Below are 21,331 nucleotides of genomic sequence, written 5' to 3' on the forward strand. Positions count from 1 at the left end.
GGCGATGTACACGGCGGGGAGCCCTCTCGGTGGTTCTGCTCAGACCGGTCGGTCCGGACCTGAGTGATGTGCCGACGGGCACGAGGGCACGGGTGGCGGCACGCGTGGGTCAGCGCAGCGGGCGCTCGATCAGGTTTCTGAGCACGAGGGCGTTACGGGCCTGGATGAGGCGGCCCCCCTCGTCGAGTCGTCCGACGTCGATCGACGCGAATCCGAGGTCGTCGACCAGGTGCGCGATCCTGGCGCCGGCGTCTTCGGAGTTGCTGGACACGAAGATCACCCGCTTCCCCTGGCCGGCCGGCAGTTCCTCCGCCAGGACGTCGGCCGGGAGCTGGTTGAACGCCTTGACGACATCGGCGCCGGGCAGCGTCTCGGCGACGTACTCGGAGGACAGTCGGCCCCGGAGCACCTCGTCGGCGTCCGGCACCCAGAACGCGTTCGTGGTGTCGATGACGATCTTCCCCGTCCAGTCCGGCAGGAGGCGTCCGAACTCCTCGACCGCGAGGAACGGTATCGCCAGGAGGATGACGTCGCACTTGACCGCGTCGCTCAGCGTCACCGCCCGCACCACGGGCGCGAGCGGGGCTGTGAGCTCACTGATCGACTCGGGTCCGCGGGTGTTGGCAATGGAGACGTCGATGCCGGCCCTGGCGAATACGTGCGCAAGTGCGGAACCGATGTTTCCGGTCCCCACGATCGCGTACCTCATATGTGTTTCCAGCCTTGTCGGATGCTGCGGGTTCGTCGCTGCCGGAGACCCGTGCGTGCGACGACAACCCAGTGGTTGATGAATCAACCATATCCGAGAAGAGCGACACGTCAACCTTTTCTTGCGGCGTCCCGTCCTGCGGGAGCTCGTGGGAGACGATCCAGCCTTGACGTCGGCTTGCCCGTCGCCCACCGACCGGGTTCGCCGACAGCGCGGCCATCAGACCGACGGCCCCGCCCCGTGGACGACGACGGTGTCACCGGGCCGGACCCTGGCGAGCTCGGTGCGGTGCCAGCCGGTGGGGCAGGCCTCCGAGAGCATGCAGCCGGCCCTCGTCGTAGGTCAGCGCAGCCGCGGGAAGCACCGACTCACGCCCGCTGAGGATCACGGTCAGGGTGCCGTCGGCAGCCGCCTGCGGGGCGGGCTGCTCGCCGATGCGGCGCAGCGCGTGGGCGGCGACCGCGCCGGCCGAGCCGTGCAGGGCGAGGGGCGGCAGACCTGGCCGCTGAACGGCCGCGCGGATGCGCTCGGCGACGAGTTCGTAATGGGTGCAGCCGAGGACGACGGCCCTTACGTCGTGCGGGGTGCGCTGCGCGGCGTCGGCGACCGCGAGGGCGATGGCCGCCTCGTCGGCGCGCTCGACGGCGTCGGAGAGCCCGGGGCAGGACACCTCGCTGACGGTCACTCCGCCGGCGAACTCTGCGATGAGACCGCGCTGGTAGGGGCTGCCGGTGGTGGCGGGGGTCGCCCAGACGGCGACGGGTCCGCCGCCCGCGGCGGCCGGCTTGATGGCCGGGACCGTACCGATGACCGGCAACTCCGGTTCCAGCAGGGCTCGCAGGGCGGGCAGGGCGTGGACGGAGGCGGTGTTGCAGGCGACGATCAGCGCGTCGGGGCGGTGCGCGGCGGCGGCCTCGGCGACGGCGAGGGCGCGGCCCGTGACATCCTGCGGGGTACGCGGTCCCCAGGGCATTCCGTCGGGGTCCGAGGACAGGACGAGATCGGCGTCGGGGCGCAGACGGCGTACCGCGGCGGCTGCCGCCAGCAAGCCGATTCCGGCGTCCATGAGCGCGATCCTCACCCGGTCACCATGGCGCGCCGCCGGTGCGGCGGCGGCGCGTTCCTCGTGCCCGTGCCCATGCCCGTGCCCGTGCCCGTGCCCGTGCTGAGCTTCCCGCCCGTGGCGGTCGGTGATCTCGTGCCCCATGCCAGTCGCCTCCGGTGTGCCGGTGCCTCAATGCCACTGGCGCGAGTCTGTCCGGTGACCGTCGCCGACGGCATGGCCAATCCCGGGGAATTGGTACGGCCGGCCCGGTTCTGGTGTCGCGCAGCGACGGGTCGCGGATCCCGGCCGCCGCCGGTGAGGTGCTCTCCGCCTCCACCAGCGCCTCCTTCACCTCCATCGGCAAGAAGACCGGCGTCGGCGTCGGAACGCTGTACCTGCCGCTCGACTCCGGCGCCGCCGTCGACCGGAGACACCCGGCGCATCTCGGCGCGCGAACTTCCGGGCTCGCTCTGGACGTAGAACACGAGCACTCGCCGGCGCGACGAGCGGGCGGCACCCAGGAACCGAGGCGCGTCCCGCCGTCGGCCGGAGCCGCGTCACTGATGAGGTCCGGCTACGCCTGTCCGAACAATCCCCGGCCCACCGTGACACATCAGGCCCCCATCGCCTCCCCCGCCCCCGAACGACCCGCGAGCCGCGACCGCCGATCACCTGCCGTCCGACACCCCAACTCCGCTGACCTGGCAGTACTCTGCTCGGCACGGAACGATCAGGGGGTTACTGATGCACAGCGAGTTCACCGATCACCACGGCCAGCGCGAACTGGTACTGATCCGCCGTGTGTACGCCGCCGTCGTGCACTTCCGGCATGCCCGGCCGGAGGGCACGATCGCCGACTTCGAGCAGTTCGTCCTCGACGAGACGGCGGCGTTGCAGCAGGAACTCGACGAGGCCGAGCAGGCCAAGAACACCGCTGTGGAGCACAGGCCGCTGGTGGGCCCGCTGGCCGATCCGCTCCGGCAGGAGGAGTTCCGCCGTCAGCAGCGCGCCGGGGTGCCAGGGGAACGCAAGGTCCGGGACGACTGGTGGCAGGAGCGCCGGACCGTACTGCGTCAGATAGAGGAGCAGGGCGCGCGCGAGGCCCTGGAGTGGGACTGCCGTGACTGCGGTGCGCTCACCGGGACGACCTGCCGGACCGCCGGGGGCAAGAACCGCGACCCGCACTTCCTGCGGTCCGTCGACGCGCAGCAGCCCTACCTCAGGGCGTACGGGCTGCGCCGGGACGCCTGAGGACGCCGTCGGCCTGGTGATCAGCGGCCCCCGGTTCCCCCCTCGGCCCTGCACGGGTTTTGCGCGCGTTTTCGGGGCGTCGTCGTGATGCCGGAAGGAAATTGACCGGGGCGAGCACATAGGTACGTGGCGGATACACACACCCGCACAGCCTTGAAAAGCACATGGCGGAGTGCGGTGCCTGCACCCACGAGGTACGAGATCCGTCGGCGGCGACCGTGGGGCTGACCATGGCCGTGACGCGGGAGGCGCCGCCGGACATGTCCGGCCGGGTGGTCGCCACGGCTCGACGGCTGCTGCGACGGCAGCGACGGTGGCAGCGGCGGCACGGACAGCCGTATGCGCCGGCGGCCTCCCGATACGAGACGGGCGGCCGCACGGATTGGTCAATTCCCGCCCTTTTTCAGGACGGTACGGGAATTCACTCTTCCAGGGGACGAAGCAATCCATCTCCGGCCGCGGCTACGGAGTACTCACATGGACAGTGAAAGGCCGGACGGACCGATGGAATCCGGCTCCCTCGCTGTCCCCGTTCCCCGTGTCCGAATTACAGGAGATCACGCCATGAGCATCGACAGCACCCGCTGCTTCCGCCGCCTGGCCATGACCGTGACGGCCGCCGCCCTGCTGCCGCTCGCGCTGACGGCCTGCTCCGGCGACGACAGCAAGGACACCGCCTCGTCGTCCGCCAGGTCCTCGGCGGGTTCGCCGAGCGCCTCGCGGCCCATGGACAACGCGACCGCCGCCGGCACCGACGAGCCGTTCGGTGCGGGCTGTGCCTCGGTGCCCAAGTCGGGCGCGGGCAGCTTCGACGGTATGTCCCAGGACCCGGTGGCCACCGCGGCCTCCCACAACCCGGCCCTGTCCACGCTGGTCACCGCCGTGAAGAAGGCCGGCCTGGTGGACACCCTCAACAACGCCACGGGCATCACCGTGTTCGCGCCCGCCAACGACGCCTTCGCCAAGATCCCCAAGGCCACCCTCACCAAGGTCCTCAGCGACAAGGCCGCCCTCACCAAGCTCCTGACCTACCACGTCGTCGGCCGAGGCATCACGCCCGAGCAGCTGGAGAACGGCTCCTTCGCCACCCTGGAGAAGAGCGAGCTCACCACCACCGGCTCCGACCAGTCCTACACCGTCAACGACTCCGCCAAGGTCGTCTGCGGCAATGTGCGGACCTCCAACGCCACGGTCTACATCATCGACAGCGTGCTGATGCCCAAGTAACCCGGGCAGCACGGGCAGCACGGGCAGCACGGGCAGCACGGGCAACTCCGCCTACGGAGAAAGGTCTCCGGGATCCCCGGCTGCCGGCGGCCGGGCTCCCGGCGGCACCGTGGCCGGATGCGGCACGGCCACCTCCGGACAGGCTGACCACGACCGCTGGACCACCCCTTGTGTGTCACAGTGTGGAAGCGGCCCGGCGCCAACCACCCCCCCTCCGTTGGCGGCGGGCCGCCCCCCCCGGCTGTTCAGAGCGTTCGCGCGCCCTGGTGGAGGCCGGCCCGGGGCACTACGGTGCGGTGCGTGACGGGAAGCGGGCACACCGTGCGTGAGAGCACGACCGTGGTGGTCGTGGGGGCCGGACCGGCGGGGCTGACGGTCGCGAATCTGCTGCGCATCAGTGGAGTGGACTGCGTGGTGCTGGAGCGCCGTGGCCGGGAGCACGTCGAGGAGCGGCAGCGGGCCGGCATCGTGGAGCCCCGGGCGGTGGGCATGTTCCAGGAGTGGGGGCTGGCGGAGCAGGTGCTCGGAACCGCTCCGGCGGGGCATCTGCTGGAGATCCGGGTGGACGGGGAGCGGCGGCTGCTCGATCAGGACAGCGGGCTCGACGGGCCCCCGGCGCTGCTGTGCCCTCAGCAGATGCTGGTCAGGCGGCTGATCGCCACGTTCCTCGACGGCGCCGGCGATCTGCGGTTCGACGCCTCGGCGGTCTCCCTGCACCGGCTCGACAGCGCGCGGCCGCTGGTCCGCTACCGCGATGCCGGGGGCGCCACGCACGAGATCGAGTGCGCGGTCGTCGCGGGCTGCGACGGCGACCACGGGGTGAGCCGGAGGTCGATACCGGAAGGTGTCCTCACGTCGTACGCCTTCGACCACGGCATAGGCTGGCTGACCGTGCTCGCCGATGTCCCGGCGCCCGAGCACCCGTTGATGGCCGTCGGCCGGCGCGGTTTCGCGGCGCACTTCGCGCGCGGCCCACGGGCCAGCCGCTTCTACCTCCAGTGTCCGCCGGACGAGCTGACCACCGACTGGCCGGACGAGCGCCTGTGGCCGGAGCTGCGGGCCCGGCTGGACGATCCCGGCCTGGCCTCGGGGCCGGTCACCGACCGGGAGGTGTTCCCGCTGCGCGGCGTGGTCCACGAACCGATGAGCCACGGGCGGCTGTTCCTGGTCGGCGACGCGGCACACATCGTGCCGCCGACCGGCGCGAAGGGCATGAACATCGCGCTGTACGACGCCGAGGTGCTGGCCCGGGCGGTACGGGACCTGGTCCGCGACGGCGACGAAGCGGGACTGGCGGCGTACTCGCGGGTGTGCCTGCGACGCACCTGGAGCTACCAGGAGTTCTCGCACTGGATGACGCAGACCCTGCACGACGCGGGCGACGACTCGGTGACAGGGCCGTTCCGCCGCGCGCTGGCGCGGGCCCGGCTGGACCGGCTGTCGGACTCACGGGCCGCCGCCCAGGCCTTCGCGGAGCTGATGGCGGGCCTGGCCTGAGCAGTCCACGGGCATGCCCGGTCAGGGGCTCCTTTCGCAAAAGGCTTGCTTATTGCGGTAAAGCGCCTTTATCTTGCCAAGCATGATGCTGACCCAACGGGAACGCGAAATCATCGCGCTGCTGCGCCATGATCCGCTGGCCGGGCCCCAGGCGATCGCCGACGCCCTCGGGAGTACCCGCACCGCGGTCAACGTGCACCTGTCCAACCTGGGCAAGAAGGGCGCGATCCTGGGGCGCGGCTACATCCTGCGCCAGGAGAACACGGTCGTGGTCATCGGCGGCGCCAATGTCGACATCAAGGTGCGCAGCCTCGCGCCGGTCCAGGCCCGCACCAGCAACCCCGGCCGGTCGCACACCACTTCGGGCGGCGTCGGGCGCAATGTCGCGGAGAATCTGGCGCGGCTGGGCACCCCGACCCAGCTCATCGCGGCGGTCGGGCGCGACACCGCGGGCGAGCGGCTGCTGAGCGACACCCGGGCGGCGGGGGTGCGCGTCGACCATGTGCATCGCAGCGCACATCCGACCGGCACCTACACGGCGGTGCTCGACGCCGACGGGGACATGCTGGTGGCCGTCGCGGACATGGCGGCCACGGACGGCCTGTCGCCGCAGGACCTCCAGCACGCGCGGGAGCTCATCGCGAGCGCGAGCCTGTTGGTGCTCGACGGCAATCTCTCGGCGGCGGCCCTGGGTTACGCACTGGACATCGCGTACGCCGCCGACGTCCCGACCGTGATCGACCCGGTGAGCGCCCCCAAGGCCGCGCTCCTCGCTCCGCTGCTCGCCGCCGAGCGGCCGGTCTTCGCCGTCACCCCGAACGTGGAGGAGCTGTCGGCGATCATCGGCCGCCCGGTCGGCACCGGGCGGGCGGAGCTGATCGCGGCCGCCGCCGTACTGAACGAGTGGGGGGTGCGGCATGCCTGGGTGCGGCTCGGCGAGCGCGGCAGCCTGCTGAGCACCCTCGGCGAGGGCCACACATTCCTCACCGCGCCGCCCACCGAGGTACGCGATGTCACCGGAGCCGGCGACGCGATGCTCGGCGCCTTCGTCCACGCGCTGCTGACGGGCAGCGATCCGGTCGACGCGGCCCACTACGGCCACGCCGCCGCCGCGCTGACCGTCGCCAGCACGGCCACGGTACGCCCGGACCTGACCCCGCGTCTGATCGAGGACGCGTTGAACAACCCGACACGGAGCCAGACATGACGATTCCGCACCCCCGGCTGACCCTGACCGAGGAGGTCCGTGAGGCGCTGCACGACGGGCGTCCCGTCGTCGCTCTCGAATCGACCATCATCAGTCACGGCATGCCGTATCCGCAGAACGTGGAGATGGCCACCCAGGTCGAGGAGATCATCCGCGAGGGCGGGGCGGTCCCGGCGACCATCGCCGTGCTGCACGGCCGGCCCCGCATCGGTCTGACCCCGGCGGATCTGGAACTGCTCGCGACCAGCACGGAGGTGGTCAAGGCCAGTGTCCGCGACCTGGCCTACGTCATGGCACGCGGCGGGCACGGCGCGACCACCGTCGCCAGTACGATGCGGCTCGCGTCCCTGGCCGGGATCGATGTCTTCGTGACGGGCGGCATCGGCGGTGTCCACCGCGGGGCACCGACGACCTTCGACATCAGCGCCGACCTCACCGAACTCGCCGCCACCAGCGTCGCGGTCATCAGCGCCGGGGTGAAGAGCATCCTCGACATCGGACTCACCCTGGAGACGCTGGAGACCCTGGGGGTGCCCGTGCTCAGCTACGGCACCGACGAGTTCCCCGCCTTCTACTCACGAAGCAGCGGCTTCGCGTCCCCGATGCGGGTCGACTCGGCCCGCGAGATCGCCGCCGTCATGCACGCCCGCTGGGATCTGAACATCCCCGGCGGCATCAGCATCGCCAACCCCGTCCCCGCGGAGGACGAGGTTCCGGCCGACCGGATCGGCGGCATCATCGAACAGGCCCTCGCCGAAATGGACAAGGCCGGTATCGCGGGCAAGGAGGCCACCCCGTACCTGCTGGGCCGGATCGTCGAACTCACCGACGGCGAGAGCCTGCGCACCAACATCGCCCTGGTCAAGAACAACGCCCGGCTCGGCGCCCGGGTCGCGGCCGAATACGTGGCTCTCCGGTAGTCCGCGGCCGCCGGGGGCAAGGGGTCAGGGAGTGCGACGGGGGACCACGCGTTCACTCCCGCGGATCAGCCGCAGGGCACCGCGGCCCCGCTCCTCGTCGGGTCCCACGCACCGCGTGGAATCGATGAACAGCGCGTAGTTGACGCCTCCGTTGTGCGCGGAGCGAAAGCAGATTCCGTCGACCAGGAGGCTCGCGGAGTCACGGAAGTAGTCGGTCACATATTGTGTGGGCCGATAGTCCCGGTGCTCGCGGCCGTCGTAGAAGACGGCTCTTTTCAGATCGTCGGCGACGGCCCTGAGGAATACCATGGACCGGCGGCGCGACCTCTGTCCGGTGTCGAACACGCTCGGCGGCTCCGGAATATGGGCGAGATCGATCACCTTGAGTTTTCTGGTCACCTCGAAAGCCGCTACGGCGGCGAAAGGCCGTTCGTCGCGTGCGGAGATCTCCGCGACTGCGGTATCGATATCGGCGGATCCGTAGAACAGGGGAACGCCGGAACGGCTCATCCGGTTCTCGGCGGCGCGGCCGGGGGGCGCGGAGCCGATATCGGCGGCGGTGTAATGGGGAGGTGTCCGGTCGGCCCGCATCCGGCCGCGCCAGATCCTCTCGCCGGGCAGGCACTCGGTGATCAGTCCCGCTTCTTGGACCATTCCGGTGATCCGGCCCATGAAGGAGATCAGCTTGTCCCGGTCGGAGCCGGGCGATGTGTCGCCGTGAGGTAAATCCAGATCGCGTTCGGCCACTGTCCGGCAGAAATTCGTCCAGTTGTCCCGCATCGCGGTGGACGGCGGAACGAAGGAGTCCCGGTCGCTGTCCCAGGTGCGGCAGTCGATGAATTCCTCGACCTTGGCCAGCACGTCGGGGTCGAGAGCGGTACCGCAGGCCTCCGCGACGGCCTGGGCGGGGCCGGGAGAGACCTTGGGCCAGTCGCCGTGCGCCCATTCCGTGCCCGGGTTGCCGTCGCCGCCCGGATCGCCGTCGAAAACCGCCGACCACATGATCCCGGCGAGTCGCTCCAGCCGGACGACCGGGGTCGAGCCCCCCGAACTCCCCCGGCACGAGCCGCAATCACCCAAGGTGGCCGCATCGGAGAGCCGCTTCGCCAGATACATGTCGTGGACGTGCTTCAAGCAGACGGTCGCACTGCCCGCTGACGGCCCGCAAGGTGCGGCCGCGTCGCCGCCGCTGGCACTCCCCATGGGGACCAAGGTACAGCCACGACGGCACCGCCGTACCGGCGGCGCGGGCCGCTATCCCTCGTTCCGGCGCAGTAACCGGGCCTCGTTCTGCTCCTTTCTGGCGAGCAGACGCTCCTTGACCATCTCGAAGTTCCGCCTTCTCCGGGTGGCGAAATGAATACTCCACGAGCTGTCGTTCGACAACTCGCTCATCAGGGCGTCCCACACCAGATCGAAGCTCCTGGCCACCGTTATCCCGCCCCGGCCGGATCCGAAAAGGGGCAGACAGATGGAGCTCAGCGGCAGATCCAGTTCCCGGCGTTCACGGCGGGCCAGCATGAACACATTGTGCGTGGCCCGGGTGATCGCATGGGGATTGACCGTGTAGTCACTGGTTCCGTCGACCGGGCTGACGATGGCCGCATGGTAGATACGTGACACGTTGCGCTCCGCCAGCGCGCCGGACGGGGTCGGCGCCACGGTGCCGATCTGGACCGGAAGTCCATAGCGCGCGTTGGTCCGCAGCCACTCGATGAGGTTGTCCCCGGCGACGTCCTCGAGAATCTCGCCACCGGCACCCTTGATGGCTGCGGCCCGGCGAAGACTTCCCGATGTCGACGACTTGTAGAACTGCGACATCTGGAGGTATATGTTCTCCGAGGACACGATGACGTCGATGTCCGAGATCTGTTCGAGCGGCCCCCCGTGAATGAAGAACTGGGTGGTGGCCCATGGGCTCGTCGGCACGACCACCGGGCCGAACAACTGATGCTCGGCCAGGAACTCCTCTTTCTGCGCACCGCCCTGCGGATGCGTCGGCGTACTCGATATCGACTCCTCGGGAAAAGGCTCCAGCAGGGCCTTTTCCAGATTCCCCAGCAGGGCCCGCATCAGTCGCCCGTCCGGAGTTGGTTTGATGACGGAGAAATGATCCCCGGGTACCACGGCGGATTCGGGGAAGATACTCACCGCCGACGAGGGAGAAACGACATTGTCGCTCTCACCGGCGTAGGAGACGATGGGAATGGGGCAGCGGTCGCGCGACACGTACCGTGCGTGCACTATTCCGGCCATCACCCTGCGCTGCGCCTCCTGCACCGAGGACTGGAGCGGCCTGAGCTCCCGCTCCTGGCTGTTCCTCGTGACCCCCATGAGTCCCCGGCGCAGCAGCAGGAAGAGCTCCGACCCGTTGTTGGGGCAGGCGAACATGACCACGCGCCGGATCCTGGCGAGCTCCCAGCCACGCCCCTCCGCCAGCATCCGCGACAGGAACCGCTGGGCCACCAGTCCGCCCTGGCTGTGGGTGACGATCACCAGGCGCTCGTGCGGGATCGGCTGATCCGCCAGATAACTCTTGAGGCTCTCCGCGACGGTGTCGATGTTCGGCATTTTGCGCAACGGATGCCATGACACCCGGGGTGTCGCATAGTTGAAGAAAAGTAAATCGAAATCCTGTGCAATCCCGGGTGTCCCGGACAGCTGATCCCTGAGGTCGTCCCAGGTGGCGGACGAGGAGAACAAGCCGTGTACGAAGACGATCGCGGCCCTGCGCATCAATTCCCCCTGGTGATACGCCCCTCGTTCGGGCTTCGGTATCTGTTTCCAGGAATATAGCCACCCCCGTGTGACCCCAATCGTCGCCAGGGGCAGGCTGAGGGACACCTCGAACCCGGCCTCCCCGGGTTCCGGGTCCGTGCCGCCTGATACAACCGGGGCACCGGATCTACCGAACGGAGCCGCATGTCCATACTCGCCCGCCCGGCAGTGGCCGCCTTCGCCGCCAGGGCACTGCAACGGCTCGTCGCGCTGTCCCGCCGGGCAGGCAGGCCCGGCACCGCCGGCCCGGCTCCCGAGCGCTTCCCCGAGTTCCCGCGGCTCTCCCGCGAGTTGACGATCCCGGCCACGGTCGCCCCGGCCCGTGCCGTGGTCTATCTGCCCGCGAAGACGGACGGGCCGCCACCGGTCCACGTGAACTTCCACGGCGGCGGGTACGTCATGGAACTGACGGAGATGGACGACCCGTTCTGCCGTTACCTGGCCGCGGAGGCCGGTGTGGCCGTGGTCAACGTCGACTACGCGCTCGCTCCGCAGCACCCGTTTCCCGGCCCGCCCCACCAGGCGTTCGAGGTGGTCCGCTGGATCGCCGCGCACGGCGCGGAGCAGGGCTGGGACGGCGACCGGCTGACCGTGGGCGGACAGAGCGCCGGTGGCGGCATCGCCGCCGCGGTGGCACGTCAGGCCCTCGAACAGGACGGGCCGCCGATCGCGCTCCAGGTCCTGCACTATCCGCCGCTGGACCTCGCGACGAAGGCCCGGGACAAACGTGCCGCCATCCCCCGGCCCATGTTGCGCCCGTGGATGGCGGACATCTTCGACAGCGCCTACGTGCCCGACGCCGGGCAGCGTGCCGACCGGCTCGTATCACCCGCCCATCCCGCCGAGACAGCGGATCTCACGGGCATCGCCCCGGCCCTGGTGGTGACCGCCGAGTTCGATCTGCTGAAGGCCGAGGGGGAACGCTACGCGGAGCGCCTGCGCACGGCCGGCGCGCTCGTCGAGCACCACGACGTGGCGGGAGCCGACCACGGGTACGACGGCAAGGACGTGGAGAAGGCACGCCAGGTCTACGGGCTGATCGCCCGGCATGTGCGGCGGGCCACCGGGGGCGACACCGAGGGCGAGGCGGCCGACGCCCGCTGAGGCGGCGGGGCGTCGCCGCACGCCCCGCCGCCCCCGGGCCGCGCCGCCGGCCGGGTGGCCGGTCAGCCGTCGGTGCCGGCGGGTGCCGGCGTGATACCGGGCTTCCCGGCCTTCTCCAGCAGTTCGCGCCACACCTTCGGCGACACCGGCACGCCCGACCGGCCCCGACGGGCGGCCACCGCGTCGCTGCGCTCGCCGGGGTGGAACACGCCGTCGGCGCCGTCCGCCAGGGGCAGTTCCTTGAGCGTGCGCGGTGTGGTGTCCACCGCCTCGGTGAAGACGCCGGTGTCGCCGAAGGCCGACGCGTCGATCGCGATCTCCGGCTACCGGGGGCAAGCGCCGGGGAGGGGTCAGATCGTGTCGAGGCGGCGCGGCCGGGGCTTCTCCACCTGCGGCAGCGCGTCGATGACGCTGCGCAGGTGCTCCCTCATGGCCGCCTCGGCGGCCGCGGGGTCCGCCGTGCAGAGCGCGTCGATGATCTTCAGGTGCTGGGGCAGGGACACATTGGCCCGGCCCGGGTGCATGGCCAGCCGGAACTGGTGACGGACGTTCTGCCCGCGCAGCCGCTCCAGTACGGTCCGGGCGGTCTGCTGTCCGCTGACGGTGAGGATCACCGCGTGGAGCTGCTTGTTGAGGTCGGAGTAGCCGAGCACGTCCCCGGCGGCCACCGCGGCCTGCATCCGCTCGCCGATCTCCCGCAGGCCCCGGCGGTCGTCCTCGGTGGCGCGCTCGGCCGCCTTGGCCGCGCACAGGCCCTCCAGGGCCATGCGGATCTCGGTGATCTCGATGGCCTCGTCCAGGGACACCGCCCGTACCCGGGCGCCGCGGTTCTGGATCCGCTCGACCAGCCCCTCACTGGCCAGTTGCACCAGCGCGTTCCTGACGCCGGCCCGGCTGGCACCGAACTGTTCGCACAACTCGGCTTCCACGAGCCGCTGGTTGGGAGCGAAGTCGCCGCTGGTGATGGCGGAGCGCAACGCGTCGACGACCGGCTCCGGCTGACCGGGGTCCGTTGGCTTGGCCGTGCCTCCGTGTGCTGCCATCGCTGCTCCCACCCTCATTGATTGGCGACAATATTGTTCGGCTCATGGTAGCGATCCGGTCCCCCGCCGGATTCAGGAGTCCTGCGGGTCCACCGGCGGGGTGCCGTGCGTGTGGAAGGACCCGATGGTCTTCAGGCCCCAGGCCTGGCCCTTGGCGCGCTCGGCCTCGGTCCAGGTGACCGGCTCCCAGTCCGGGGCGAAGATCAGCCGGGCGGTGGGGTTGCACAGCTCGATGCGGTTGCCACCGGGCTCGTAGAGGTAGAGGAAGAAGGTCTGCTGGATGGCGTGCTTGTGCGGGCCGGTCTCGATGAAGACGTCGTGGTCGAGGGCGATGTCCGCGGCGCGAAGGATGTCCTCGCGGGTGTCGGTGGCGAACGCGATGTGGTGCAGTCGCCCCCTGGACCGGGTCCAGTCGTTGGTGTAGACGAGATCGTAGGACTTCTGCGCGAAGTGCGTCCACTGTCCGGAGATGACCCCGCTGTCGAGCTGGATCTGCTCGGTCACCCGGCCGCCCAGGGCGTCGCAGACGAAGCCGCCGTTGGCGGCCGCGTCCCGGGCCAGGTAGTTGACGTGGTCGAGGCGGCGCACTCCGACCCCGCGGGCCGGGTAGGCCTGGGCCTGGTTCTTCAGCGCGGGGCGCAGATGCTCGGGCGGCTGGTACCGCTCGGTCTCCCAGTAGATCTCGATCTCGTGGCCGTCCGGGTCGCGGAAGACATAGGTCGGGCCGATGCCGGTGTCGCCGTCCGTCCAGCCGATGCCGAGTCCGCGCTCCTCGATCGCGGCCACCCGCCGCTTCAACGCGTCCTCGCTGGAGGCGCGCAGCGCGGTCCGCCCGACGCCGGAGGTCCTGGCGGCGGTGAGCTTGAGGCTGTGGTGCTCGTAGTCGTCCCAGGTGCGCAGGTAGACCGAGTCGCCGTCGGTGCCGTTCTCGGTCAGCCCCAGCACCCGGACGAAGAACTCCAGGCTCTTCTCCGGCTCGGGGGTGAACAGTTCGACATGCCCGAGGTGCGCGATCTCGTGGCGGGGTGAGGGCTCAAGGTGGGGCATCGTTGGCTCCTGAGGACGTTCGGTGGGGTGCGGGTGCCGGACGGACCGGCGGCGGTCAGGGGGCCGGGCGGTCGGTCGGGCGGGCGGTCAGGCGGGCGGGCGGGCGGGGCGGGCGGTCAGGGGCGGGGGAAGACCGTGCCGTCGAACAGCTTGCGGGCGGTACGGATAACGGTCGACCGGCGTACCCGGGGCGTTCCGGACGCGTGGTCGAACTCGACGCCGACGGCGAGTTTTCCGGTGGGGTGCTCGATCTCCAGGGGGCCGCCGCCCGGCGGCGGGACGAGCAGGCCGTGGCCGGCCGCGCCGTCGAGCAGCAGCGCGGTCACCACGCTCACCCCGCCCAGCACCCCGATCGAGGGGTGCGGCACCAGCGGGATGAACGTCCTGGTGCAGATCGCGCCGCCGTCGCGGGGCGCGGCGACCAGGGTGGTCTTGGGTACGGACGTGTCGCTGACGTCGCCGAGGCCCATCAGCTTGCCCGCCTTGGTACGCAGCGACTGGATCCGGGCGGTGAGCGCGGTGTCGGCGGCCAGTTCCGCGACGGACTCGTAGCCGGTGAGGCCGAGGTCGGCCGCCGCCGCGACCACGACCGGCATGCCGTTGTCGACGCAGGTGACGGCGATGCCGTCGATCTCGTCACGCACCTGGCCGGTGGGCAGCAGGCTGCCGCACACCGATCCCTCGGTGTCGGTGAAGTCCAGCTCGACCGGCGCCGCCGTCCCCGGCACGCCGGAGACGGCCGTGGTGCCGGAGTAGTCCACCCGGCCGCCGGGGGTGGCGAAGCCGGACACCGCGACGGCGTCGGTGTTGACCAGCCGGACACGCACCGTGGTGCGCTGCGCCCCGGCCGTCACCAGGCCGCGTTCGACGGCGAACTGTCCGACTCCGGCGAGCAGGTTGCCGCAGGTCTGGCGGTCCGAGACGGTCGGCTGGTCGACGCCCAGCTGCAGGAACAGGTAGTCGACGTCCCGGCCGGGCCCGGCGGCGGGCCACACGACGGCGACCTTGCTGGTGACCGGGTGCGCGCCGCCGAGTCCGTCGATCTGGCGCGGGTCCGGGGTACCCATGAAGCGCAGCAGCAGGTCGTCGCGGGCGGCCGGGTCCTCGGGCAGGTCGGTGCCGAGGAAGTAGGCCCCCTTGGAGGTGCCGCCGCGCATCAGCATGCACCGCACGCCGGCGTCGTGGGGGGCCCGGGCCCGGCCGGTGCCGGTCACCGCCGGCCGTCCCGGCGGAGCGCGTACTCGTCGGCGGTGACGTACTCCACGCCCAGTTCGGCGAGCGTCTTGCGCAGGCCGTAGCGGTCGAGTCCGAGCTGGCCCTCGCGGAAGGCCTCACGGGCGGCGGCCTCCTTGTCCAGCCGGGCCCGGGAGGCACGGATGGCCTCGTCGACCGACTGCCGCGGTACGCACATGACCCCGTCGTCGTCGGCCAGCACCACGTCGCCCGGGTGGATGATCTGCCCGCCGATCGCGACCGGTACGTTCACCGCGCCGGCGGTGGCCTTGACGGTGCCCTGGGCGCTGACCGCCGCGGACCACACCGGGAAGCCCATGTCACGCAGGTCCGCGATATCGCGTACGCCGGTGTTGATGATCAGCCCGCGTACCCCGCGGTACTGCAGGGCGGTCGCGAACAGCTCGCCGAACAGGCCGTCACGCGAGGGCGAGGTGGTGGTCACCACCAGGATGTCGCCGGGCAGGCACTGTTCCACCGCCGCGTGGATCATCAGGTTGTCGCCGGGCCAGCAGACCGCCGTCACGGCGGTGCCGCCGATGCGGGCGCCGTCCTGGATCGGCCGGAGGTCCGGGCCGAGCAGGCCGGTGCGCTCCAGCGCCTCGTGCACGGTGGCCACTCCGAACCCCGCCAGCGTGTCAGCGTCGCCCAGATCGGCCCGGGGCGGGTCGGTGACGATCACCCGGTTCATGCGAGCACCCCGGTGACCTGCGGGTACACCCGGACGTAGGCCTCGCCCATGGTGTTGTGGGGCAGACCGAGGTTCGGGCCGGCGTTGCGCTTGACCTGCACGCCCCGGCGCTTGGCCAGGTCGGTGTAGTAGTCCCACATGTGCACCTGGGCGGGCAGGCACTCCATGGCCTTGCGCTTGCGGTCGAAGACCGAGGTGATGTCCAGCAGCACGTCGGGGCGGAAGTCGCACTGCTCCGGCTGGTGCGGCTCGAACTGGAAGACCGGGGGCGCGCCGAGCGGCTCGCCGGGGGCGTCGTAGCCGATGGCCTGCGCCAGGACCCGGGCCTGAAGTGCCATCCGCGCCGCGGCCGGGTGGTCGCCGTTGTACGGGTCGGCCAGGGTGTGGGTCAGTACCACGGTGGGCGACAGCTCGCGGTAGACGTGCACCAGCCGGTCGACGAGCTCGTGCGACTCCTGGAGCGGGTAGTCCCCGGCGTCGAGGAACCGTACGTCGGCGCCGAGAGCCTCGGCCGCGTTCTCGGCCTCCTCGCGGCGCATCGCCTTGATCTCCTCCAGCGAGCGGCCCTCGCGCCACGCGCGGGCGGACTCACCGCGTTCCCCGAAGCTCAGGCACACCACCGTCGCGCGGTCCCCGCGCTCGGCGGCCAGGGCGATGGCCCCACCGGCCCGCCACACGAAGTCTCCCGCGTGAGCGCTGATCACCAGCAGGCTGCCCGGGGTGTCCGTTGTCGACGTCGACATTCGCCTCTCCTTCTCGTCCAGCGTCTCTTGCGGCTGACGCTGCGCTCACTATCGTTAGCGCCGACCAAGATTGTCAACAATTTAGTCGCGAAAGCTGGCGCGGAAATCATCACAGGCACCGCGAGTACCCTCCACCCCGGACGCCCGACCGTCCCGGAAATTGTTAACAATCTTCGCCACATCTCTTGTGTACGGGATGTTCGCCGAAGTAGCGTCTGGGCACTTCAGGGCGCAACACTGCTCCCACCTTCTGGACGAGAGGGACAAGGATGTCCTCGGAAGATGTGCGCGGTTCGGACGCCGCAGTCAGCCGCCTGTCCAAGCGCGTGATCGCTCTTTGCTGGTTCGTCGTCCTGCTCGACGGACTCGACCTGTTCGTCTACGGGGCGACCCTGCCCCACCTCCTCGCCGACAAGAGCCTCGGCATGACCGCCGTCACCGCGGGTGACATCGGCAGTCTCACCACCTTCGGCATGCTGATCGGCGCCCTGAGTTCCGGGCTGATCACCGACCGCATGGGTCGCCGGAAGATCATCATGGCCGGAGTGGTGATCTTCTCGCTGGGCTCCGCCGGCTGTGCCATGGCGGACAGTGTCACCACCTTCGGCGCCGCCCGGATGCTGGCCGGCCTCGGGCTCGGCGGGCTCCTCCCCACCGCCATCGCGATGGTCATGGAGTACGCCCCGCCGTGGCGGAAGAACCTCAGCGTCACCATCCTGATGACCGCCCACCAGGCCGGCGGTGCCCTGGCCGGCACCCTCGTGGTCTCCCTCGTCGACTCCCTGGGCTGGCGTTCGGTGTACTGGCTCGGCGCCCTGCCGATCGTCGTCGCCGTGCCCCTGATCGCGGTGATGCTGCCCGAGTCGGTGACCTTCCTGCTGGCCAAGGGCCGCACCGACCAGGCGGAGGCGATCGCCCAGCGGTACGACGTACCGCTCGAAGCCTTCACGCCGAAGAAGAACCCCGAGGCCAAGGGCAGCCTGAGCGGCCTGTTCACCCCCTCGCTCCGCATCACCACCGTGCTGTTCTGGATCGCGTCCTTCGCCGGTCTGCTGCTCGTCTACGGAGTGAGCACCTGGCTGCCGACGATGATGCGCGCCAGCGGCTACGACCTCGGCTCCGCCGTCGGCTTCCTCCTCGTGATCAACATCGGCGGCATCGTCGGCATGCTGATCGCCGGACGCCTCGCCGACCGCTTCGGCTCCCGCCCCGTGGCGATCATCTGGTTCGCCCTGACCGCCGTCGGTGTCGGTCTGCTCACGGTCCACATGCCGCTCCCCCTGACGTACCTGGTCGTCTTCCTCACCGGTAGCTGGCTGTTCAGCGCCCAGACACTGATCTACTCCAGCGTCGGCGCCTACTACCACGCCGCCAGCCGGGCCACCGCACTCGGCTGGGTCTCCGGGATCGGCCGGTTCGGCGCCGTCTTCGGCCCCTGGCTGGGCGGCGTCCTCGTCGCCGGCGGCATGTCCCGGCTGGGCTTCGCCGTCTTCGCCGTCGCCGGACTGCTCGGTGCCGCGATGATCGCCCTCATCCGCCGCCGGCCCGAGGGAGACCGGGTGGAGGCCGTCCCGGCCGCCGGCCCGCTGGGCAACGTCGCCCTCCCTCAGCAGCCGTGACACCGCGCCGGACCCGGGCCACCGCCCGGGTCCGGCGCGCCGCGTTTCGGCCTGCCCGGCGATCCGCTCCCGTGCTCCCCGGCCGCCCGCGCACCGTGTTCGCCGAGTTGACGGAGAACCGAACCTCCGCCGGGCGTCAGCGGCGCCGGGCCCAGAACAGTGTGTGCCCGCTGTCGCCCTCGGGGACGAACTCCTCCTGTTCGACGGTGAGTCCGGCCCGGGTGATCCAGTCCCGGTTCGTGGCGGCGTCCGCGTGACTCCACCACATGGCGGTCCCGCCGCCCAGCCAGTCCTCGTCGACGCCGGTCCAGGCCTGATGGCCGGTGGTGCCCAGGAACCAGCCGCCGGGTCGCAGCCATCCGGCGATGTTCTCCAGCAGCGGCGGTTGTTCGGCGAGGGGAATGTGGATCAGCGCGTACAAGGAGACGACCGCGTCGAAGGAGGCCGGCGCGAAGTCCACGGCGGTGGCGTCCGCGTGGATGAACTCGGCCCCCGGCACGAGCTGACGGGCCCTGCCGATCTGGACCTCGCTGATGTCGACGCCGGTGACCCGGTGACCCGCGTCCGCCAGGTCTCGGGCGACGGGAACCCCGGTTCCGCACCCCAGGTCCAGCACCTGGCCTCCGGCCGGGAGGCGTCGGCGCAGCTCGCCGATCCACGGCTGGTACTTCGTCCCGGCGGAGAATGCCTCTTCATAGCGGAGGGAGAGCGCGTCGTACCCGCGCCGGACCGTGTCCTTGGGATCGTCCGTACTCACGTCACGACACGGTAGCCGCACCACGGGGAACGCCTCGATCGCCGGCCCGGCAGGGGCGGCCCGCGGAAGGTGTCCGTGCGTCAGTGGGACAGTCTGGCGACGAGCGTCTGGTCGGGGACGTAGACGCCCACGGCGTACCGCTGCAAGGCGGTGTGCAGCCCGGCCAGTTGAGGGACGGCGGCCTGGCCGGTGGGCAGGGCCAGAACGACCACGGCACTGTCCCCGCCGAATCCCGGGACGCGGAACTCCTCGGGGACGCTCGCGCCCGCGCCGCCCGGCAGGGTGGCCTTGATGGTCACCAGTTCGGTGTCGGCCTGGTAGGCGGCGTGCAGCGTGACGTAGAGCAGCCCGCTCCACGGCCGGTAGAGCGACACACCGCCGATGTTCAGGAGCAGCCCGTCGGTGTCGACCCGTACGGAGGCCGACGGGCTGGGGCGGGCTCTGATCCTGGCGTAGCCGATCAGCCAGGCGACGACGCCGCCGGCCACCAGGTAGGGGAAGAAGCTCAGGGGCAGGATGTGGAAGAAGGCGAGGGTGAGACCGGCGACCGCCAGGACGGCGACGACGAGGCAGGTGAGCCAGCCCTTGGGGCGGGCGCGCCCGGCGGGGCGGGCCGCCTGTGTCTCGACCCAGAAGGTGGCGGGGTCGCTCGGCGTGAGCGGTGCGAGCGGTGTGAGCGGTGCGAGCGGTGCGAGCGGTGTGAGCGGTGTGAACGGTGCGGACGGCGCGGGCGCCTGGTGGTGGTACGGCTGAGCGGGCGCGGCCTGTCCGCTGCCCCCGGCCCATGTCCCTGACGCGTCACCGGCCAGCATCTCCAGCAACTGCCTTGGTGCGGGCCGGTGTTCGGGCCGTTTGTCGAGGCAGGCGGCCAGCACCGGGCGGAGCCGCTCCGGTACGGCGGTCAGGTCGGGCGAGCCGTGGACGACCCGGTACAGCAGCGAGTGGACGGTGCCCTCGCCGAAGGGCCCGGCGCCCGTGACGGCGAAGACGAGTACCGCACCGAGCGAGAAGACGTCGCTCGATGTGCCGACCGGGCTGCCGAGGGCCTGTTCGGGGGACATGAAGCCCGCGGTGCCGATCACCGCGCCATTGCCGGTCAGTACGGTGCTGCCCTCCAGCACCTTGGAGATGCCGAAGTCGATCACGCGCGGGCCGTCGTCGGTGACCAGGACGTTCGAGGGCTTCATGTCCCGGTGCACAAGACCGGCCCGGTGGATGGAGTCCAGCGCCTCCGCGAGTCCGGCCCCCAGGTGACGTACCGCTTCCTCCGGCAGAGCGCCCTCGCGGGAGACGAGCACGCCGAGATCGGGGGCGGAGATGTACTGGCTGGCGACCCACGGCACGGCGGCATCGGGGTCCGCGTCGACCACCGGGGCCGTCCAGAAGCCGCCCACCTGCCGTGCGGCCTCGACCTCGCGCCGGAAACGGTCGCGAAAGCCCGGCTCGGCGGCGAGGTGCGGACGTACGACCTTGACCGCCACCCGCCGGCCACCGGGCGACTGACCGAGGAAGACCTCGCCCATGCCGCCCGCGCCGAGCCTGCCGTGCAGGGTGTACCCACCCACCTGGCGTGGGTCGTTCGCTTCCAACGCGTGCACAGCTGACACCGCCGATCCCGGTTCGCACGCCGACGCGCCGCACGATAGCGCAGGTGTACGACCGCCGTCAGGCGGGAAGGAGATCTTGATCGGCACGCACAGCCGCGATCACGCGATCACTGGGAACCTGAACATGCGGAATCCGCGGGTGGTACTGATCGGCGGAACATCGAACACCGGCAAGTCGACCGTCGCCCGCGCGGTGGCGGAAAGGCTCGGGTTCGAGTGCCTGTCGACCGACGGGCTGGCCCGGCACCCGGGGCGGCCGTGGAGAACCGCGGAGCGGGAGGTGCCGGAGCACGTCGCCGAGCACTACGCGTCGCTCACGACCGACGAGCTGATCTCCTCCGTGCTGGACCACTACGAGCAGCTGTGGCCCCGCATCGAGGAGCTGATCACGGCCCGTGCGACCGGGGGCGGGGCACAGAGGGGCCTGGTCCTGGAAGGGTCCGCGCTGTGGCCCGTTCGCGTCGCGCGGCTGGAAGTCCCGCACACGGCGGCCGTGTGGCTGACCGCCGACGAGCGGACGCTCCGCGCCCGGGTGCGCGCGGCCGGCCGCTACGAGGAGGCGACGCGGCGGGAACGGCACCTGATGGACCAGTTCCTGGCCCGCACCGAGCGGTACGCGGCACTCATGCTGGATGCCGTCGGCCACCTGGGCCTCGCCCTCGTCGAAGCGGGCGGCCACCGGACCGTCGCGGACCTGGTGGACTCGGTCCTCGCTGCCGCCCGCGCCCAGGAGACGGTGGGGCGGCCGGCCGCCGGACGGTGAGTGCGGCCTTCGGCGGGGCGGCAACCGAACACCTGGGCACCGCGTCCCCCTGTCTCCGGGAGTTCATTCAGATCCGGTGAGACGGAAGAG

At 70.9% G+C, this 21,331-nt stretch carries 20 protein-coding genes; 8 read left to right on the top strand and 12 right to left on the bottom strand.

The window, feature by feature from the left end:
- Positions 1-109 precede the first annotated feature (109 nt).
- Positions 110-694, bottom strand: a complete 585-nt coding sequence (locus RWE79_RS03590) for an NADPH-dependent F420 reductase (RefSeq protein WP_475938531.1) — start codon at positions 692-694, stop codon at positions 110-112.
- A 271-nt stretch (positions 695-965) separates the two neighbouring features.
- On the bottom strand, positions 966-1,790 hold the full coding sequence (locus RWE79_RS03595; protein ID WP_475945574.1) for a glutamate racemase: 825 nt from the start codon (positions 1,788-1,790) through the stop codon (positions 966-968).
- 708 nt (positions 1,791-2,498) lie between these two features.
- Here RWE79_RS03595 and RWE79_RS03600 point away from each other — a divergent pair.
- The 5 genes from RWE79_RS03600 (at position 2,499) to RWE79_RS03620 (ending at position 7,856) form a co-directional block, all read left to right on the top strand.
- A complete protein-coding gene (locus tag RWE79_RS03600) occupies positions 2,499-3,005 on the top strand; it encodes a zinc finger domain-containing protein (RefSeq protein ID WP_475938532.1) in 507 nt (168 codons plus the stop codon).
- A 564-nt stretch (positions 3,006-3,569) separates the two neighbouring features.
- Entirely contained in the window at positions 3,570-4,232 is a 663-nt protein-coding gene (locus tag RWE79_RS03605) for a fasciclin domain-containing protein (protein ID WP_475938533.1), read from the top strand.
- Between the two features lie 300 nt (positions 4,233-4,532).
- On the top strand, positions 4,533-5,729 hold the full coding sequence (locus RWE79_RS03610; RefSeq protein WP_475938534.1) for a 4-hydroxybenzoate 3-monooxygenase: 1,197 nt from the start codon (positions 4,533-4,535) through the stop codon (positions 5,727-5,729).
- An 82-nt stretch (positions 5,730-5,811) separates the two neighbouring features.
- Positions 5,812-6,936, top strand: a complete 1,125-nt coding sequence (locus RWE79_RS03615) for a carbohydrate kinase family protein (protein ID WP_475938535.1) — start codon at positions 5,812-5,814, stop codon at positions 6,934-6,936.
- Positions 6,933-7,856: a pseudouridine-5'-phosphate glycosidase gene (locus RWE79_RS03620; RefSeq protein ID WP_475938536.1), complete on the top strand. Its 924-nt coding sequence runs from the start codon at positions 6,933-6,935 to the stop codon at positions 7,854-7,856. The genes RWE79_RS03615 and RWE79_RS03620 overlap by 4 nt, the downstream gene beginning before the upstream one ends.
- A 24-nt stretch (positions 7,857-7,880) precedes the next feature.
- Here the strand turns inward: RWE79_RS03620 and RWE79_RS03625 are convergent, their stop codons facing one another.
- Complete coding sequence (locus RWE79_RS03625; RefSeq protein ID WP_475938537.1) at positions 7,881-8,717, bottom strand: RES family NAD+ phosphorylase; 837 nt, start codon at positions 8,715-8,717, stop codon at positions 7,881-7,883.
- A gap of 393 nt (positions 8,718-9,110) precedes the next feature.
- Positions 9,111-10,592, bottom strand: coding sequence for an alpha/beta fold hydrolase (locus RWE79_RS03630; protein WP_475938538.1), 1,482 nt, complete (start codon positions 10,590-10,592; stop codon positions 9,111-9,113).
- Between the two features lie 186 nt (positions 10,593-10,778).
- Here RWE79_RS03630 and RWE79_RS03635 point away from each other — a divergent pair, with 186 nt between their 5' ends.
- Positions 10,779-11,738, top strand: a complete 960-nt coding sequence (locus RWE79_RS03635; protein ID WP_475938539.1) for an alpha/beta hydrolase — start codon at positions 10,779-10,781, stop codon at positions 11,736-11,738.
- Between the two features lie 62 nt (positions 11,739-11,800).
- Here the strand turns inward: RWE79_RS03635 and RWE79_RS03640 are convergent, their stop codons facing one another.
- The 6 genes from RWE79_RS03640 to RWE79_RS03665 form a co-directional block, all read right to left on the bottom strand.
- Positions 11,801-12,055, bottom strand: a complete 255-nt coding sequence (locus tag RWE79_RS03640) for an Ldh family oxidoreductase (RefSeq protein WP_475945576.1) — start codon at positions 12,053-12,055, stop codon at positions 11,801-11,803.
- A 33-nt stretch (positions 12,056-12,088) separates the two neighbouring features.
- The gene (locus RWE79_RS03645) at positions 12,089-12,781 is read right to left on the bottom strand and encodes a GntR family transcriptional regulator (protein WP_475938540.1); all 693 of its coding nucleotides are present in this window, start codon (positions 12,779-12,781) and stop codon (positions 12,089-12,091) included.
- A gap of 72 nt (positions 12,782-12,853) precedes the next feature.
- A complete protein-coding gene (locus RWE79_RS03650) occupies positions 12,854-13,828 on the bottom strand; it encodes a VOC family protein (RefSeq protein WP_475938541.1) in 975 nt (324 codons plus the stop codon).
- A 116-nt stretch (positions 13,829-13,944) separates the two neighbouring features.
- On the bottom strand, positions 13,945-14,991 hold the full coding sequence (locus RWE79_RS03655) for a 4-oxalomesaconate tautomerase (protein WP_475945578.1): 1,047 nt from the start codon (positions 14,989-14,991) through the stop codon (positions 13,945-13,947).
- A gap of 47 nt (positions 14,992-15,038) precedes the next feature.
- The gene (locus tag RWE79_RS03660) at positions 15,039-15,752 is read right to left on the bottom strand and encodes a 4-carboxy-4-hydroxy-2-oxoadipate aldolase/oxaloacetate decarboxylase (RefSeq protein ID WP_475938542.1); all 714 of its coding nucleotides are present in this window, start codon (positions 15,750-15,752) and stop codon (positions 15,039-15,041) included.
- On the bottom strand, positions 15,749-16,495 hold the full coding sequence (locus tag RWE79_RS03665) for a PIG-L deacetylase family protein (protein WP_475938543.1): 747 nt from the start codon (positions 16,493-16,495) through the stop codon (positions 15,749-15,751). Before RWE79_RS03665 ends, RWE79_RS03660 begins: the two co-directional genes overlap by 4 nt.
- Before the next feature lie 269 nt (positions 16,496-16,764).
- Here RWE79_RS03665 and RWE79_RS03670 point away from each other — a divergent pair, with 269 nt between their 5' ends.
- Positions 16,765-18,114: an MFS transporter gene (locus RWE79_RS03670; RefSeq protein ID WP_475938544.1), complete on the top strand. Its 1,350-nt coding sequence runs from the start codon at positions 16,765-16,767 to the stop codon at positions 18,112-18,114.
- A 136-nt stretch (positions 18,115-18,250) separates the two neighbouring features.
- Here the strand turns inward: RWE79_RS03670 and RWE79_RS03675 are convergent, their stop codons facing one another.
- Together RWE79_RS03675 and RWE79_RS03680 are read right to left on the bottom strand one after the other, a co-directional pair.
- On the bottom strand, positions 18,251-18,871 hold the full coding sequence (locus tag RWE79_RS03675) for a class I SAM-dependent methyltransferase (protein WP_475938545.1): 621 nt from the start codon (positions 18,869-18,871) through the stop codon (positions 18,251-18,253).
- Between the two features lie 80 nt (positions 18,872-18,951).
- Entirely contained in the window at positions 18,952-20,436 is a 1,485-nt protein-coding gene (locus tag RWE79_RS03680; protein ID WP_475938546.1) for a serine/threonine-protein kinase, read from the bottom strand.
- 166 nt (positions 20,437-20,602) lie between these two features.
- Here RWE79_RS03680 and RWE79_RS03685 point away from each other — a divergent pair, with 166 nt between their 5' ends.
- Positions 20,603-21,241 (top strand): AAA family ATPase, encoded by a 639-nt coding sequence (locus RWE79_RS03685; protein ID WP_475938547.1) that lies wholly within the window; start codon positions 20,603-20,605, stop codon positions 21,239-21,241.
- Positions 21,242-21,331 lie beyond the last annotated feature (90 nt).

The sequence above is a fragment of the Streptomyces sp. RLA131 genome (assembly GCF_056270125.1).

Coding starts and splice junctions, on each gene's coding strand:
- RWE79_RS03655 (WP_475945578.1), bottom strand. CDS start 14,991: ATGCTGATGCGCGGCGGCACCTCCAAGGGGGCCTACTTCCTCGGCACC.
- RWE79_RS03615 (WP_475938535.1), top strand. CDS start 5,812: ATGATGCTGACCCAACGGGAACGCGAAATCATCGCGCTGCTGCGCCAT.
- RWE79_RS03670 (WP_475938544.1), top strand. CDS start 16,765: ATGTCCTCGGAAGATGTGCGCGGTTCGGACGCCGCAGTCAGCCGCCTG.
- RWE79_RS03645 (WP_475938540.1), bottom strand. CDS start 12,781: ATGGCAGCACACGGAGGCACGGCCAAGCCAACGGACCCCGGTCAGCCG.
- RWE79_RS03635 (WP_475938539.1), top strand. CDS start 10,779: ATGTCCATACTCGCCCGCCCGGCAGTGGCCGCCTTCGCCGCCAGGGCA.
- RWE79_RS03630 (WP_475938538.1), bottom strand. CDS start 10,592: ATGCGCAGGGCCGCGATCGTCTTCGTACACGGCTTGTTCTCCTCGTCC.
- RWE79_RS03660 (WP_475938542.1), bottom strand. CDS start 15,752: ATGAACCGGGTGATCGTCACCGACCCGCCCCGGGCCGATCTGGGCGAC.
- RWE79_RS03600 (WP_475938532.1), top strand. CDS start 2,499: ATGCACAGCGAGTTCACCGATCACCACGGCCAGCGCGAACTGGTACTG.
- RWE79_RS03665 (WP_475938543.1), bottom strand. CDS start 16,495: ATGTCGACGTCGACAACGGACACCCCGGGCAGCCTGCTGGTGATCAGC.
- RWE79_RS03605 (WP_475938533.1), top strand. CDS start 3,570: ATGAGCATCGACAGCACCCGCTGCTTCCGCCGCCTGGCCATGACCGTG.
- RWE79_RS03685 (WP_475938547.1), top strand. CDS start 20,603: ATGCGGAATCCGCGGGTGGTACTGATCGGCGGAACATCGAACACCGGC.
- RWE79_RS03620 (WP_475938536.1), top strand. CDS start 6,933: ATGACGATTCCGCACCCCCGGCTGACCCTGACCGAGGAGGTCCGTGAG.
- RWE79_RS03650 (WP_475938541.1), bottom strand. CDS start 13,828: ATGCCCCACCTTGAGCCCTCACCCCGCCACGAGATCGCGCACCTCGGG.